The organism is Cohnella candidum, from assembly GCF_003713065.1.
In the GTDB taxonomy this organism is placed as follows: Bacteria; Bacillota; Bacilli; order Paenibacillales; family Paenibacillaceae; genus Cohnella; species Cohnella candidum.
In genome coordinates this window covers 1,855,490-1,872,090 of sequence record NZ_CP033433.1, presented here as the reverse complement: position 1 = coordinate 1,872,090, position 16,601 = coordinate 1,855,490, and the positions used below count along the sequence as shown (strand labels likewise).

Annotated in this window: 10 protein-coding genes; 9 read left to right on the top strand and 1 reads right to left on the bottom strand. The window is 60.0% G+C overall.

What is annotated here, in order from left to right; translation table 11 throughout:
* Nucleotides 1-69 precede the first annotated feature (69 nt).
* From nth to gyrA, 9 genes are all read left to right on the top strand, one after another.
* On the top strand, nucleotides 70-759 hold the full coding sequence (gene nth, locus EAV92_RS08790; RefSeq protein WP_123040733.1) for an endonuclease III: 690 nt from the start codon (nucleotides 70-72) through the stop codon (nucleotides 757-759).
* A complete protein-coding gene (locus tag EAV92_RS08785; RefSeq protein ID WP_123040732.1) occupies nucleotides 756-4,484 on the top strand; it encodes a dynamin family protein in 3,729 nt (1,242 codons plus the stop codon). Before nth ends, EAV92_RS08785 begins: the two co-directional genes overlap by 4 nt.
* Before the next feature lie 252 nt (nucleotides 4,485-4,736).
* Nucleotides 4,737-6,539 carry an ABC transporter ATP-binding protein gene (locus tag EAV92_RS08780; protein WP_123040731.1) on the top strand — a complete coding sequence of 601 codons (1,803 nt, stop codon included), beginning with the start codon at nucleotides 4,737-4,739 and terminating at the stop codon, nucleotides 6,537-6,539.
* A complete protein-coding gene (locus EAV92_RS08775) occupies nucleotides 6,536-8,335 on the top strand; it encodes an ABC transporter ATP-binding protein (protein ID WP_123040730.1) in 1,800 nt (599 codons plus the stop codon). The genes EAV92_RS08780 and EAV92_RS08775 overlap by 4 nt, the downstream gene beginning before the upstream one ends.
* 144 nt (nucleotides 8,336-8,479) lie before the next feature.
* On the top strand, nucleotides 8,480-9,298 hold the full coding sequence (locus tag EAV92_RS08770; protein WP_123040729.1) for a GDSL-type esterase/lipase family protein: 819 nt from the start codon (nucleotides 8,480-8,482) through the stop codon (nucleotides 9,296-9,298).
* Nucleotides 9,299-9,319: 21 nt separating this feature from the next.
* On the top strand, nucleotides 9,320-10,315 hold the full coding sequence (locus EAV92_RS08765; protein WP_123040728.1) for an ABC transporter ATP-binding protein: 996 nt from the start codon (nucleotides 9,320-9,322) through the stop codon (nucleotides 10,313-10,315).
* Between the two features lies 1 nt (nucleotide 10,316).
* Nucleotides 10,317-11,297, top strand: coding sequence for an ABC transporter permease (locus tag EAV92_RS08760; protein WP_123040727.1), 981 nt, complete (start codon nucleotides 10,317-10,319; stop codon nucleotides 11,295-11,297).
* 37 nt (nucleotides 11,298-11,334) lie between these two features.
* Nucleotides 11,335-13,308, top strand: a complete 1,974-nt coding sequence (gene parE / locus EAV92_RS08755) for a DNA topoisomerase IV subunit B (protein WP_123040726.1) — start codon at nucleotides 11,335-11,337, stop codon at nucleotides 13,306-13,308.
* 530 nt (nucleotides 13,309-13,838) lie between these two features.
* Nucleotides 13,839-16,328 (top strand): DNA gyrase subunit A, encoded by a 2,490-nt coding sequence (gene gyrA / locus EAV92_RS08750; protein ID WP_123040725.1) that lies wholly within the window; start codon nucleotides 13,839-13,841, stop codon nucleotides 16,326-16,328.
* On the opposite strand, the gene EAV92_RS24515 is transcribed toward gyrA, so the two are convergent.
* Complete coding sequence (locus EAV92_RS24515) at nucleotides 16,325-16,501, bottom strand: hypothetical protein (protein WP_164472699.1); 177 nt, start codon at nucleotides 16,499-16,501, stop codon at nucleotides 16,325-16,327. The two genes, gyrA and EAV92_RS24515, sit on opposite strands and share 4 nt — an antisense overlap.
* Between the last annotated feature and the right edge of the window lie 100 nt (nucleotides 16,502-16,601).

The window sequence follows — 16,601 nt, the reverse complement described above, 5'->3', positions numbered from 1 at the left end:
AATGGTTATTGCGGGGAGGGAGAAGTTTCGGTACACTTGGGAGGAATTTGACGATGGGAGAGCTGGAACATGAATGCCGCCGCCATGAGGCAGACATTGGATACGATCGCCGAAATGTTTCCGGACGCGCGCTGCGAGCTGAATCACCGGAACCCGTTCGAGCTCGTGATCGCCGTCCTGTTATCGGCGCAGTGCACGGACGAAACGGTGAACAAGGTCACCGCGTCGCTGTTCGAAAAATATAAAACGCCGCAAGACTATTTGAACGTTCCGCTGGAAGAGTTGGAGAACGACATCCGCCGGATCGGCCTGTTCCGCAATAAAGCGGCGAACATCCAGAAGCTGTGCCGCATCCTCATCGACCAGTACGGCGGGGAGGTGCCGCGCGGCCACGAGCAGTTGACCGGACTTCCAGGCGTCGGCCGCAAAACGGCCAACGTCGTCGTGTCCAACGCGTTCGACGTGCCGGCGATCGCCGTGGATACGCACGTCGAGCGCGTTTCCAAACGGCTGGGCGCCGCGAAGCCGGACGATTCCGTGCTGGAAGTGGAGAAAAAGCTGATGAAGCTCGTTCCGCGGGACGAGTGGACGATTACGCATCACCGCCTCATCTTCTTCGGGAGATACCACTGCAAAGCGCAAAATCCGAAGTGCGAGGTATGCCCGCTGCTGGAACGGTGCAAGGAAGGCAAAGCCCGAATGAAAGCCGCCCTCCGCAAACCGCCGGCGAATAAGACGAAGAGGAGCGCTGCAACGTGACCCCACTCCAAGTGAATTCGGATCCGGACGCGAAAACCGGACGCACGGAACTCATCCATTTACGCGAGGCGTTCTCCCAAATGTCCCGATTCGCCCTCGCGTCGCAAGATCCCGAGCAAAGCGGCAAATTCTCCGAGCTCGCCGCAAAGCTGGATAAGGGCTGCCTGACGATCGCGTTCTGCGGCCATTTCTCGGCCGGGAAGTCGACGCTCGTCAACGCGATTTGCGGAACGAACCTGCTGCCGTCTTCGCCGATCCCGACCAGCGCGAACGTGGTGACCATCCGGAACGGCGAGCCTTCCGCTCGCATGACGTTCCGTGACGCAAGCGGCCATCAATCGCAGGAACGCGACATTCCGATCGAAGAGCTGCACGGCTTTGCCGTAGATGGCGAAGGCGTTGCTTCCATAGAAGTGTCGTATCCGATTCCGCTCCTCGGGGAGCGCCTGGCAATCGTTGACACGCCGGGAGTCGATTCCACCGATTCGGCCCACCGTGCCGCGACCGAATCCGCCCTTCATCTGGCGGATGCGGTTTTCTACGTGACGGACTACAATCACGTGCTGTCCGACGTCAACTTCCGCTTTTTGCGGAGCTTGGCGGAATGGGGCAAACCGACCTACGTCATCGTCAACCAAATCGATAAGCACCGCGAAAGCGAAGTTTCGTTCGAGGCGTTCCGAGACGGGATCGAGCATGCTTTGGCCGCTTGGAAAATCCATCCGGCAGGCCTGCTGTTCCTGTCTCTTCGCGTGCCCGGCCATCCGCTCAGCCAGTGGGAAGAGCTGAAGTCGATCCTCACGCGGCTGCAGCCGTTGCGTGAGGAGCTCATGGTCCGTTCCGCGGAGCGGTCGGCCCGTTATTTGGCGGATCGATTCCGTGAGACGCTTCGTACCGCGCACCGCGAGGAAAGGGAACGGCTGCAGGAGCGGATCGGCGAGACGGAGGAAGGCACGCCGGTATCGCTGGAAGAGTGGCGCCGCCGGCTGACGGGCGAAAAGGAAGCTTTCCGGGCGGCGCAGCAAGGGCATAAAGACGTGCTGCGCACCGAGCTGGACCGGCTGCTGGCGAACGCCAACCTGACGCCCGCAGAAACGAGGGAGAAGGCTGCCGATGTCCTGGAAGCCATGCAGCCCGGCTTTAAGGTTGGCTGGTTCGCGGGAGCGGCCAAAACCGAGGCGGAACGGGAACGTCGATTGGAAGTGCTGACCGACGATTTCAACCGGCAGTTGACCGCACATCTGAGCGGCCACGTCCGCGAGCTGCTTCGCCGCACCGCCCGGGAAACCGGCTGGGAAGGCGATGAGGTCGAATCCTCCCTTGAAGGATTATTCCGGACGGTAACGGCGGAATGGCTGCGTGCCCGCGTGAAGCCGGGCATCGGGGCGAACGGCCAAGCGGTGTTAACCTACGCGGCGGAGATCAGTGCCGACCTCAAAGGGCAATATCGGAAAGAAGCTCTCCAATGGTACGAAGAGCGGCTGGAACCGCGGCGCGCTCCCGATCGAGAGCGGGAAGAGCAGCGTCTGGAAGCCGAAATGGCGGAGCTTCGGGAACGCGAAGCCGCTGCCGCTGAATTGGCGGAGTTGGATCGTGCGGAGCAGGCCGAGCAGGAACGGCTTCTTGCGCTGCTGCCCGAAGGGATCGGCGGCGAAGCGTTGGCGCTGCCCGCGCCGAAGGAAGTAGACGGCGTGCCGCAAGCGCAGTTGGAACCGGCGGCCGATGAGGCAGCGCATACCGCGGAGCCTCAGCATGTGCACGAGGAAGGACGTGAAGCGGCGCTGCAAGAGCCAGAGCTGACGCTTGGCGCCACCGGCCCTGCGGCCGAATGGCTGGAGCGCGCGGCCGGCGCGCTGCGTGAGGTGCCCGCGCTCGCGAAAACCGCGGAAGGGCTGGCTGCGAAAGCGGCCCGCTTCCGCGAGCGGCGCTTCACGATCGCGCTGTTCGGCGCGTTCAGCGCCGGCAAGTCCTCGTTCGCGAACGCGTTCATCGGCCAGCCCGCGCTTCCGGTGTCGCCGAACCCGACCACGGCGACCATCAACCGGGTTGTCGCCCCGACGGCCGAGCAGCCGGACGGCACGGCCTTGATTACGATGAAGACGCCGGAAGCGATGCTGGGCGATCTCAAGCACTCGCTCCGGAGACTCGGCATCTCCGCATCGGAGATCGACAAGGCGGGAGATTCCGCCCAGTCGCTCCTGGCCATGGCCGAGCGATCCATCTCGGAAGAAGAAGTCCATCCGCGGGGAAAACCGCACCTCGCGTTCCTGCGCGCAGCCGCCGCGGGCTGGTCGGCATACGGAAACTTGCTCGGCACGCGTTTCACGGCGGCGGGGCAAGACTACCGCCGCTACGCCGCCGACGAGCAAGCCTCCTGCTTCGTGGCGGAAATCGACCTCGCGGTCGATGCGCCGCTCACCCGCGCGGGCGCCGTGCTGGTCGACACGCCTGGCGCGGACTCGATCAACGCGCGCCATACCGGCGTCGCGTTCGAATACATTAAAAACGCGGACGCGGTTCTGTTCGTCACGTACTACAACCATGCGTTTACGGAAGCGGACCGCCAATTCCTGAACCAGCTCGGAAGCGTCAAGGACGTGTTCGAGCTCGACAAAATGTTTTTCCTGATTAACGCGTCCGACCTGGCGTCCTCGGAAAGCGAGCTGGCGGCCGTGAAGGACCATGTCGCCGGCCAGCTGCTGAAGCACGGCATCCGCCATCCGAGACTGTTCGCCGTCTCAAGCCTCAACGGCTTGTCCGCGAAACGGGCGGGCGATTCCGATTTGTTGGCGTCTTCGGGCGTGGCGGCGTTCGAGGCCTCGTTCCGGCGTTTCGCCGAGCAGGAACTGGGCGAGATCGCTGGCGCTTCCGCTCGCAAAGAGCTCGAGCGTGCGGGACGCCAGCTGGAAAGCTGGCTGCAAGCCGTCACCGCGGACGCGGCGAGCCGGGAGGCCGAAGCGAAACGGCTGCTCGCGCAAGCGAAGGATTGGCGGGAGCAAGGCGCGGAGAATGCAGCAGCCGCGGCCATTCAGCCGCTGCTGCAGGAAATATCCGAGCAGATGTATCATTTGCGCCAGCGGGTATATTACCGGTTCAGCGAGCATTTTCAGATGGCGTTCCATCCTTCCGTCCTGCAAGACGACGGGCGGGACTTGAAAAAGCTGCTGACCGCCTGCTGGGAGGACCTGAAACGGAGCTTAGGCGAAGATTTGCAGCAGGAGCTGCGTTCCGCGGGTTTGCGGATCGAGGTGGCGCTGCAGAAAAGCGTGGACGACCGTATGGCCGCCGCTGCCGCGTCGCTCTCGTCGGAGGGCTTCTCGGCCGAGCCGGCTTCGCGGCCGGAGCTGGATTTCCCGTTGTCGGATCCTTTCGCAGACGGCCCGATCATGGAAAGCAAACAGCTATGGCAGGCCTTTAAGTCGCCGAAGCAGTTTTTCGAGAACGACGGGAGAACCGCGCTGCGGGACACTTCATCCGAGCTGCTGTTCCGATCCGCCGACGTTTGGCTCGCACGATCAAAAGAGCAATGGGACACCGTGGCGTCGCAGGGCTGCCGCAGCTCGCTCCGCGAAGCTTTCGCGGGTCTCGCAGCCGAGTTGGAAGCTTACGCCACCCACCTCGGCGCCGCGTCTCAGCCGGAAGGGCGCGAGCGCCTGGAGGGCCTGCGCGGATTTTGGCGCGAACTGATGGAAAGCGCGAACGAGCAAGAAGCGGCTGCGCGCTGAAAATACCCCTTTTTATCCTTTTAAGCGGATAAAAAGGGGTATTTACTTTGGAAAAATCCACCATGCGCCTGAATCGTTTGGAAATGGGGGGATTCGGGTACCATTTTCGATCATTTAAGAGATTACATGGGATCGTGTGGGAATAACCCCCTAATCTTCCGCCTGAACCCTCCATAACGAACCAGAACGAAATTGCCGCGCCTTCCGAATCGGGTTAAACTTCCGTGGTAACCAAATGAAGGAGGTTGGGTTTTGGACATCTTCCGAAGTCTGAAGGCTTACTACTGGCAAGACAAACCGTTTCTGCTCGGATCGATTTTGGGACTGGCGGCCGCGACGGCGCTCGGACTCGTCTATCCTTTGCTGCTCCGCAGGCTGATCGACGACATGATCCTTCCCGGTAAATATGAAGGCGTTCTCGCGCTTGCGCTGCTGGCGGTCGGAATCGTAGCGGTAAAAGCCAGTTGTCAATATATTCACGGATTTTGCGGAGGGCGCCTGGGCAACCGTTTAGCCTACCGCATGCGGAACGGCTGCTACGCCAAGCTGCAGGAATTGTCTTTCTCCTATTATGACACGGCCCGCACCGGAGATTTAATGTCGCGTTTGACGGCCGATATCGAGGGGATCCGCAACTTCATCGGCTTCGGCATGGCCCAGCTCATGAACACGACGTTCCTCGTCCTATTCGGGTTTACCGTCATGTTCTTCCTGGATTGGCAGTTGACGCTCGTGACGCTGTCGGTCATCCCGGTGCTCGGGTTCGTCGCGATCCGGTTCGAGCAGCAGATCCACCCGGTGTTCCGCGCCATCCGTTCGGCGATCGGCCGGTTGACGGTGAGCGTTCAGGAGAACGTGACCGGCGTTCGCACGGTGAAATCGTTCGCGCGGGAGCCTTTCGAAGTGAAGAAGTTTTCCGGCAACAACGAGGAGTACCGCGAGAAAAACCTGGAGATCGCTGGCGTCTGGGCCCGTTATTTTCCGGCCATGGAATTCATCGCGAACTTCAGCGTGGCGCTGCTGCTGCTCGTCGGCGGATGGCGGGTCATCCACCATCATATGACGCTGGGCGATCTCGTGGCCATGTCGAGCATGTTGGGCATCATCGTAGCCCCGCTGTGGACGCTCGGCTTCCAGATCAACGGCTACACGCAATCCAAAGCCGCGGGCGAACGCCTGCTCGAACTGCTGAACCAGCCGATCGCGGTACGCAATGCCGATCGCTGTCTCGAACTCGACCTATCGACAGGCGAAGGCCATATCCGCTATGATGACGTGAATTTCCGATACGCTTCGGGCGACAATCATCCGGCCGCGTTGAGCGGTTTCAATCTCGACGTTCCTCCGGGCTCGGTCATCGGCCTGCTCGGCGGAACCGGATCCGGCAAGTCGACCGCGGTCAGCCTGCTCCTCCGCGCCTATGACGTCACTTCCGGTTCGATCACGCTGGACGGCGTCGATATCCGCCACATCGATTTGGAAAGCCTGCGGCAACATACGGCGATCGTTTTCCAGGAATCGTTCCTGTTCTCGACGACGATCAAGGAAAACATCGCTTACGGCTGCCCGGACGCTTCGATGGAAGAGATCGAAGAAGCGGCGCGACTGGCCAAGGCGGACGGGTTCATCCGCGAGCTTCCGGAAGGTTACGAGACGGTCGTCGGAGAGAGGGGCATGGGGCTGTCCGGCGGCCAGAAGCAGCGGATCGCCATCGCGCGGGCCTTCCTCCGGAAGCCGAAGGTGCTCATCCTCGACGACTCCACCAGTGCGCTGGACATGGAGACGGAACAGGAAATCCAGCAGTCGCTGCGGGAAGTGATGAAAGGCCGTACGACGTTCATCATCGCGCACCGGATATCCTCGCTCATGCACGCGGACGAAATCGTCGTGCTGGACCGCGGCCATGTCGTGCAGCGCGGCAAACACGACAAGCTGCTTCGTCAGCCGGGCTTATACCGGGAAACGTATAAAATCCAGTTCGCCGATCGCCCGGAGGAATTGGACCGGCTCCCGATCGATTCGGCATCCGTGCTGGGAAGGAAGGTGACGGGATGAGCCGGAAATTCGTTTACCAGGATGACGAACTGATCGCGAAGCCGTTCAACTGGAAGCAGATGGCCCGCATCCTCGGCTTCATCAAGCCGTACCGTTTCGATGTCGCCAAAGTCGCCGTCGTCATGACCGTGTTCGGCATGATGACGCGGCTGGCGATCCCGCTGCTGTTAAGCACGGCGATCGACCGGGCGATCCGGCCGGCGAACGGGGAGGGCAGCGTGTCGCTGCTCTTCGCCCTTGCGGCCGCGATGCTGGTCCTGTACGGGCTCAGATGGTGGTCGACGCATTACACGATCAACCTGACCAATACGATCGGGCAGAAAGTCATATTCGACCTGCGTTCCGCGCTGTTCCGCCATATCCAGTCGCTCTCGTTCCGCTTTTTCGATAAAAGGCCGGCGGGCTCCGTTCTCGTGCGGGTCACGAACGACGTCAACTCGCTTCAGGATATGCTTTCGAACGGCGTCGTCAACTCGATCATCGACATTTTGCAGTTGATCGGCATTACGATTATCCTGCTCGTGCTGAACTTCAAGCTGGGTCTTGCGGTTATGATTACCGTGCCGATCATGTTTTTCGTGTCCAGTTCGCTGCGGAAGCGGATCCGGCACGCCTGGCAGGTCGTGCGGATCAAACAGTCGCGGATCAACTCCCATCTGAACGAGTCGATCCAGGGCATCAAGGTGACGCAGGCGTTCGCGCAGGAGAACGAGAACAAAGCGTTTTTCGACGACATGAACAAAAGCAACATCCGGTCCTGGAACTACGCATCCGCGCTCAACCAGCTGTTCGGCCCGGTCATCGAAGTGACATCGGCGATCGGAACGCTGATTCTTCTGCTCTACGGCACGCACTTGATCCAATCCGGCGCGATGACGGTCGGCGTGCTCGTCGCGTTCGTCTCCTACGTCGGCAGCTTCTGGGAGCCGATCACGCGACTGGGCATGATGTATTCGCAGCTGCTCATTTCCATGTCCTCGGTGGAACGGATTTTCGAGTACATGGACGAGAAACCGGCCGTGCCGGAACGCGAAGACGCGATCCGAATGCCGCCGCTGGAAGGCGGAGTCCGTTTCGAAAACGTCTCTTTCGGTTATGAAGCCGACCGGCTCGCGCTACGCGGAATCGACCTCGACGTAAAGCCGGGCACTTCGGTCGCGTTGGTCGGGCATACGGGGTCCGGCAAGAGCACGATCGTCAACTTGCTATGCCGGTTCTACGACGTGACGGACGGCAGCGTCAAACTGGACGGCGTGGACGTCCGGGACGTGACCCTCGAAAGCTTGCGTTCGCAAGTCGGCATCGTGCTTCAGGACACGTTCATTTTCTCGGGCACGATCCGGGATAACATCCGCTACGGGCGTCCCGACGCGACGGACGCGGAAGTCGAAGCCGCCGCGCGTTCGGTGCTCGCTCACGATTTCATCTCTCAACTGCCCGACGGGTACGACACGCAGGTGCAGGAACGCGGGAGCGCCTTGTCCGTCGGACAGCGGCAGCTGCTGTCCTTCGCGAGAGCGCTGCTCGCGGACCCCAAAATCCTCATTCTCGACGAGGCGACCGCCAGCATCGACACCGAGACCGAGCTTCGCATCCAAGAAGCGCTCGGCACGCTGCTGCAGGGCAGAACGTCATTCATCGTGGCGCATCGCCTGTCGACGATTCGCCATGCCGACAACATCGTCGTGCTGGATCATGGCGTGATCGTAGAGCAGGGCAACCACGAAGAACTCATGAAACGTCCGGGACATTACCGGAATCTCGTGGACGCGCAGTACCGCTTTTTGACGGCCTAATGGAACAGTAACAAGTGCAAAAGTCCGTCCGACGACAATGTCGGGCGGGCTTCTTGATTTGAAAAATAATCCGGGAACCGTTATCGTGAAGACAAGCGGAATCGTTGGGTTCGATCGGACAGAGAGACGGAGAGGAAGAGGCGTATGAAGTCGACTTCGTGGTTATGGCGGTTCATCGGGACGGCAGCGCTGGCTTGCCTGATCGTGTTATTGGCCGGCTTCGGCTGGGCGTTGAAGGACCAATGGTATCCTTCGTCGGGGATGGCGGTTCCGGAGGCCTCTTTGCCGCCTGAGGCGAGCGGAGGATCCATAGAATCCAAACCTTCTCTGACGGTCGTGGCGCTCGGCGATTCCTTGACGGTCGGGACGGGTGACGCCACCGGGACGGGTTACGTCAAACGGACGGCGGACGAGCTGGCGAAAGCGATGGATAAACCCGTCCGCGTACTTAATAATTTGGCGATCGGCGGGCTGAGGGCCGACCAGCTTCTCCAAAGGCTCGGCGACAAAGGCTTCGTGAACGCGATCCGGCAAGCGGACATCGTGCTGCTCACGATCGGAGGCAACGATTTGTTCCAATTCGCTTCCGACAACGGTTCGATGGCGCAGGGAAGCGATATCGATCCTGCTTTGCTGAAGCTGCGGCTGCCGGAAGCGGAGAAACGCCTGCAAGGCGTGCTGGCTCAAATCCGCCGCGAGAACGGCAACGCGCGAATCGTTTACGTCGGGCTTTACAACCCGTTTTACGATTTGACGGATATACGCGCCGACGCGAGCGCCATCGTCCAGAGCTGGAACGAGTTCGCGCACGGGCTGGCGGTCGCCGACGGCAACGCGACGGTCGTGCCGACGTACGACCTGTTCGAGTCCGACATCGGCAAGTACTTGTCTTCGGACCATTTTCATCCGAACGAAGCGGGTTACGAGCGTATGGCGGATCGGATCGTGCAGGCATTACGATGACGGGCGGGAGGAGGCTCCATCATGGCGATCGGGAAACGGAATGACAACCGCGCGGCCGCGGACGATGGCGAAATCGTTCTGTCCGTGCAGGGCTTGAAAAAGAATATCGGCCGCAAGGAAATCATCCGGAACGTGACGTTCGACGTGCGTCCGGGCGAGATTTTCGGCTTCCTCGGCCCGAACGGCTCCGGGAAAACGACGACGATCCGCATGCTCGTCGATTTGATCAAACCGACGGCCGGCCGCATCCTTGTCTGCGGAGACGATGTCAACCGCGATCCGGAGCTCGCTCTTCGGCACGTCGGCTGCATCGTCGAAAACCCGGAAATGTACAGCTACATGACCGGCTGGGAAAACCTCGAGCACTTCGCCCGTATGCAGGCCGGCATCACGCCGGAGCGGATCGCGGAAGTGGTCGAGATCGTCGGCATGGACAAGCGCATTCACGACAAAGTGAAAACCTATTCGCTCGGCATGCGGCAGCGGCTCGGCATTGCGCAGGCGCTGCTCGGCAGGCCGAAGCTGCTCATTCTCGACGAGCCGACGAACGGCCTCGATCCGCTCGGCATTAAGGAGCTGAGGGAGTTCATCCGGCGGTTGGCCGACGGGGGGATGAGTTTGTTCATTTCGAGCCATTTGCTCAGCGAAATCCAGCTGATGTGCGACCGCGTCGCCATTATCGCGCGGGGAGAGGTCATCGCGGTCGGCGACGTCGATGAGCTCGTCTCGCAGGCGGATACGTACACGCTATGGCTGCTGGATCGGCCGGAGGAAGGGCGAGCCATGCTCGAGGCCGTGCCGGATATCCGGTTGGTCGACGAAAGCGGGCATCGCATCGACGAAGTCCATATCGCGGCGTTGCCGGGGGCGATCGTGACCGTCATGGACGAGGAGCGGATACCCGCGATGGTGGCCGGCCTCGTGGAAGCGGGCATCGGCGTGAAAGCCGTGCAGCGGGTCGCTCCGTCGCTCGAAGAGCTGTTCCTGGGATTAACGGAAGGGGAGGGGATCCGCTGACATGCTGCCCCTCATTCAGAACGAGACGATCAAAGTATGGAAGAAAAAACGTTTCGCCGTCGTCCTCCTCATTTTGCTGATACTCATCCCCGTTTTCGTCTACGCCCAGATGAAAATCGCGCAAAACAGCGCGGAGAAGTTCAAGGGAGATTGGCGGGCCGAGCTGCAGAACCGGATTACCGACAATACGCGGGCGCTCGGCAGCGACCGGATTCCGGAAGAATGGAAAAAATGGCGGCGCGCGCTCGTCCAGCAGCTGCAATATTATCTGGATCACGACATTAACCCGCAAAGCCCGAACGCCGTGACGTTCACGCGCGGTTTCATGGACAACGCGGTGACGATGTTCATCCCGCTCATGGTGCTGGCGATCGCTTCGGACCTCGTATCCGGAGAGCGTTCGACCGGGACGATCAAAATGCTGTTGACGAGGCCCGTGAAGCGATGGCGCATTCTCGCGTCCAAACTGGTTACGCTTACGTTATACGTTTCTTTGATCATCGTCTGTACGATCGCGCTTTGCTACCTCATTTCGGGGCTCGTGTTCGGCTACAAAGGGTGGGGCGAGCCGATCTTCGTCGGATTCCAGGTGAGCGGCGCGAACGTCTATACCGCGACCGTGCATGCGGTTCCGCAGTACCTGTACTTGCTCATGCAAGGCGGCTTGATCTGGTTCGCATCCATGGTGGTGGCGATCCTGGCCTTGATGGTATCCGTGCTCGTGCGCAGCACCGCGGCGAGCTTCGTCACGATGATGGCCGCGATCATCGCGGGCGCGATCCTCACGAACATGGCTTCCTCGTGGCACAGCGCCAAGTACCTGTTTAACGTCAACCTCGAACTGACGAGTTATTTGCAGGGAACGCCGCCGCCGATCGAAGGCATGACGCTCGGATTTTCCCTTGCCGTTCTAGGGATCTGGGCGCTTGCCGCACTCGGCGTGTCGTTTGCCGTCTTTACGAAGCAAGACATCTTGAATTAAAATGAGTCGAAGGTTAAGACAGTAGGGGGGCCCATCGGTGACCGAACAACTGGACCTGTTCGCGGAAAGCGCGGCGCAGGCGGGCACGGAATACGGAGCGGACGAGATTCAAATCCTCGAAGGTTTGACCGCGGTCCGTAAAAGGCCGGGGATGTACATCGGCAGCACGACATCCTCCGGCTTGCACCACCTGGTATGGGAAATCGTCGACAACGCGGTGGACGAGCATTTGGCGAAACACTGTTCCCGCATCGACGTTACCGTCCATTCGGACAATTCCGTCACCGTGGCGGACAACGGGCGGGGCATTCCGACCGGCATGCACAAAACGGGCGTGCCGACGCCCCAGGTCGTATTCACGATCCTCCACGCGGGCGGCAAGTTCGGCGGCGGCGGATACAAGAAGTCCGGCGGCTTGCACGGCGTAGGCGCTTCCGTCACGAACGCTTTGTCGGAATGGCTGGAAGTGGAGATATACCGCGAAGGCAAGATACATAAAATGCGCTTCGAAACCTGGATCGACGCCGAAGGCAAAGAACACGTCGGACAGCCAGTAACCGGACTGGAAGTGACCGGCAACACGAACCGGACCGGCACGAAAGTGACTTTCAAACCCGATCCCAAAGTGTTCCACGGCAATATCAGCTTGAGCCACGATACGCTGGCCGAACGGCTTCAAGAGATCGCGTTCCTGAACTCGGGGCTGCGCGTGACGCTGACGGACAAACGGTCCGGCAAGCAGGACGAATTCCACTACGAGGGCGGCGCGAGCCAGTTCGTCCAATATTTGAACGAAGACAAAACGGTGCTGCACGACGTCGTCCATTTCACGGCGGAAAAGGACGACATCGAAGTCGAGGTGGCGCTTCAATATAATGACGGGTACACGGAAACGCTGGCATCGTTCGTCAACGCGATCCCGACGCGCGGAGGCGGCACGCACGAGACCGGCTTCAAAACCGCGTACACGCGCGTCATGAACGAATACGCCCGCAAAACGGGGCAGTTGAAGGAAAAAGAGAAAAACCTCGAGGGCAACGACCTGCGGGAAGGCATGATGGCCGTCATCAACATCAAGATGTCGGACGTCGAATTCGTCGGGCAGACGAAGGACCAGCTCGGCAGCGCGTCGGCCCGGAGCGCCGTGGACGCCGTCGTCGCGGAGAAGATGGCCGTGTTCCTGGAGGAGAACCCCCAGGTCGGCGGCATGTTGATCCGTAAAGCGGTGCAAGCCTCCAAGGCGCGCGAAGCGGCCCGCAAAGCACGCGAAGAGGTGCGCAGCGGCAAGAAACGGAGCGAAAGCCCGAGCCTCGGCGGCAAGCTTTCTCCCGCGCAGTCGAAGGATTATACGAAGAACGAGCTGTTCATCGTGGAAGGCGATTCCGCGGGCGGCTCGGCCAAGCAGGGCCGGGATTCGAAGCACCAGGCGATTTTGCCGCTGAAGGGCAAACCGATGAACCCGGAGAAAGCGAAGCTGCTCGACATCCTGAAGAACGAGGAGTACAAAGCGATCATCTCCGCGATCGGAGCGGGCATCGGCTCGGAGTTCGACGTGGAGGAGTGCAATTACTCCAAAATCATCATCATGACCGACGCGGACACGGACGGCGCGCACATTCAGGTGCTGCTGCTGACGTTCTTCTATCGTTACATGAAGCCTTTGATCGACGCCGGCCGCGTGTTCATCGCGCAGCCGCCGCTGTACAAGATCACGCGCAAATCCGGCAAGCTCGAAACCGTCCGGTACGCCTGGACCGACGACCAGCTGCAAAGCTACATGAAGGAAATCGGCAAAAACGCCGAGTTGCAGCGGTATAAGGGACTCGGAGAGATGAACCCGGAGCAGCTGTGGGAGACGACGATGAACTACGAGTCGCGCACGCTGCTGCAGGTGCAGATCGAGGACGCAGCCAAAGCGGAGCGCCGCGTGTCGACGCTCATGGGCGACAAGGTCGATCCCCGCAAGCGGTGGATCATCGAGAATGTGGACTTCACGGAATATGAAGAGTGATCTCTTCGACTCCCATTTGAATGAATTCAAACCCATTTCCGCCTACCCCCTAAGTCCCCCTTCCCCGGAAGGGGGATTCCGAGGCGCTGCGCCCTCTGGACACCCGCTCTTTGGCTTTTGGAGCGTTGCTGGGGGAGCGCGGATTGGTGGGACTTAGAGCACAGAAACATATAACCACTTTAGTTCCGCTATTTCAGCTAAAATGGCGTGTCGAGAACGAATAACGGATCTCAGTTTCGCTAAAGTTACGCCGAAGCGTCGAAGGTTTAATTTAGTGACATGCAGTATCGTTATTTCATCGAAAGTACGGGGCAAAGTGGAAATAGTGACATGCAGTATCGTTATTTTGGCCGTTGAGCGTGTTTAGGCAAAAATAGTGATATCCAGTATCGCTAATGAGACATAAATGCGGGACTTTGAGAAAATAACGATACTCCGTATCGCTAATTCGGCGGAAGTCCGGGATTACGAGCAAGTCGCATGATTAACGTGAACGGTTGGTATGATGGGTCGCGAGGAGGTACGTGCTTTTGAGCATTCTTGAAAATTTCTTGCCCGCTTTCCTCGAGGAAGTCGTCGGGGACCGGTTCGGGCGGTATTCCAAATACATCATCCAGGACCGGGCGATTCCCGACGTCCGCGACGGCCTGAAGCCGGTGCAGCGCAGGATCCTGTACGCGATGTACGATGCCGGCAACACGCCGGACAAACCGTACCGCAAGTCGGCGAAAACGGTCGGGGACGTCATGGGTAACTACCATCCCCACGGGGATGCGTCGATCTACGAGGGCATGGTGCGGATGGCGCAGCCTTGGAAAATGGCGCATCCGCTCGTCGACGGCCACGGCAACTGGGGCTCGATGGACGACGACCCGGCGGCGGCCATGCGCTACACGGAAGCGCGCCTGTCGGCCATCGCGATGGAGCTCTTGCGCGACATCGAGAAACGCACGGTGCTGTTCAAGGACAACTTCGACAACTCGACCAAGGAACCGGTCGTGCTGCCTTCGCGTTATCCGAACCTGCTCGTGAACGGCGTCAGCGGCATTTCGTCCGGCTTCGCCACGGAAATCCCGACGCACAACCTGCGCGAAATCATCGATGCCTGTATCGCCGTCATGGGCAACCCCGCGATCACCGTTCCGGAGCTCATGGGCATCGTCAAAGGCCCCGATTTTCCGACCGGCGGCATCATCATGGGCGAGGACGGCATCCGCGAAGCGTATGAGACCGGCAAAGGCCGCATCTACGTCCGCGCGAAGACGGCCATCGAAGACGTCCGAGGCGGCAAGCAGCAAATCGTTATCACGCAAATTCCCTATCAGGTCGTCAAATCCAAGCTTGCGGTGTCCATCGACAACCTGCGTTTGGAGAAGAAGGTCGACGGCATCGCCGAGGTTCGCGACGAAAGCGGCCGCCAAGGCCTGCGCATCGTCGTCGAGCTGAAGAAGGACGCGGACGCCGAGGGGATTCTCGCCTTCCTGTTCAAGAAAACGGACCTGCAAGTAGCGTACAACTTCAACATGGTCGCCATCGTGAACAAGGCCCCACGCCAGCTCGGCATCAAAGCGATGCTGGAAGCCTATATCGAGCACCAGAAGGAAGTCGTCACGTTCCGCACGAAATATGACCTGGAAAAGGCCGAGGACCGCGCTCACGTGGTGGAAGGGCTCGTCAAGGCGCTGAACATCCTGGACGCCGTCATCGAGACGATCCGAGCCTCCAAGAACCGGCAAAACGCGCAGGACAACCTGACGGAGAAGTTCGGGTTCTCCGAGCGCCAAGCCGACGCCATCTTGACCTTGCAGCTGTACCGCTTGACCAACCTGGAAATTACGCAGCTGCAAAAGGAACTGGACGAAACGAACAAGAAAATCGCCCAGCTGCGATCGATCCTCGAAAATCCGCGCAAGCTGATGAAGGTCATCCAGGACGAGCTGACCGAGATCCGGGACAAATACGGGATCGATCGCCGTTCGGTCATCCAGGGCGAAGTCGAAGAGATCAAGGTGAATCTCGAAGTAACCGTGCCGGCAGAGGATGTGCTCGTGTCGATCAGCCGCGGCGGTTACGTGAAACGGACGAGCCTGCTGTCGTTCACGCGTTCGGGCGGCGAGATCGGAAGCGCCGGCGTCAAGGAAGGCGACGTCATCCGTTGGAGCCTGGGCGTCAGCACGGTGGATCCGCTGCTGCTGTTTACGCAGAAAGGGCAGTACTTCCTGCTTCCGGTCCATCAGATTCCGGAGTTTAAGTGGAAGGATACCGGAACGGCGATCGTGAACGTGCTTCCGTTGTCCAAAGACGATCGGATCGTCAGCGTCATCCCGGTGAAGCCTTCCGAGCTTGTCCCGCCGCCGGAAGGGCAGCCGGCAGACGCCGGCCCCGTACTCGTCTTCGTGACGAAGCGGGGACAAGTAAAACGTACGCCGCTTATCGAATACGCGACAACCCGTAACATGGCCATCGCGGCCTGCAAGGTGGGCGACGGCGACGAAGTACTGACCGTATTCCGTTCGGATGCGCCGGAAGACCTTCTTTTGGTTTCGGAGCAGGGGATGAGCATCCGGTTCGCCGAAAACGAAGTCAGCCTGCAAGGCCGGGTTGCCGGCGGGGTGCGCGGCATCAACCTGAAAGAAGACGACGCCCTGGCCGACGCCATCCCGGTGTCGGGTGACGAAGGAGAAATCCTGGTGCTTTCCGACCACGGTTATGCAAAACGAACGCTGCTGCTCGATTACCCGCTGCAAGGACGCGGCGGCAAGGGCATCCAGACGTTCGAGTTCAAGGAAGGCAAACGCGTCAAGCCGAACGGAACGCGCCTCATCGCCGCTTTCCTCGTGAAAGAAGCCGTCACGCTATTAACCGTGACGGCGGGAAGCGCGACCGCCGAGTTCCTGTCGGAAACGGCGCCGATCGACGACCGCAGGGCCCAAGGCAAAAACGTCGTGCCGACGGACAAGTCGGACGCCCTCGCGGAAGCCTTCAAAAAGCCTTTGCAGAGCCCCGAGCGCAAGGATTAATCAAAGGGGCCGTTCTGCGGATCCATCCGGTCGATCCACCGGAGAAGCATATCCAATACGACCCACAGAGGCACCGGCTCCTCCAGCCGGCCCAGCCACTGTGGGTCTTCGATTAAACCGGCGTCCAAAGCCATCTGGCCGATCATTTTGATTCGTTCATCGGGTTTTGACATGGCTGCCTCCTTGACCATCGGGTTACGATTTTCACCATGTTTTGCCACCAGTATATGTGATGGGCTGTCGCCTGGTTCGACTTTTTGCGGATTCATGTCG

What these genes read in the sequence shown, in the direction of transcription:
- nth (WP_123040733.1), top strand. Translation starts at nt 70, where the DNA reads ATGAATGCCGCCGCCATGAGGCAGACATTGGATACGATCGCCGAAATG.
- EAV92_RS08775 (WP_123040730.1), top strand. Translation starts at nt 6,536, where the DNA reads ATGAGCCGGAAATTCGTTTACCAGGATGACGAACTGATCGCGAAGCCG.
- EAV92_RS08770 (WP_123040729.1), top strand. Translation starts at nt 8,480, where the DNA reads ATGAAGTCGACTTCGTGGTTATGGCGGTTCATCGGGACGGCAGCGCTG.
- EAV92_RS08765 (WP_123040728.1), top strand. Translation starts at nt 9,320, where the DNA reads ATGGCGATCGGGAAACGGAATGACAACCGCGCGGCCGCGGACGATGGC.
- EAV92_RS08760 (WP_123040727.1), top strand. Translation starts at nt 10,317, where the DNA reads ATGCTGCCCCTCATTCAGAACGAGACGATCAAAGTATGGAAGAAAAAA.
- EAV92_RS24515 (WP_164472699.1), bottom strand. Translation starts at nt 16,501, where the DNA reads ATGTCAAAACCCGATGAACGAATCAAAATGATCGGCCAGATGGCTTTG.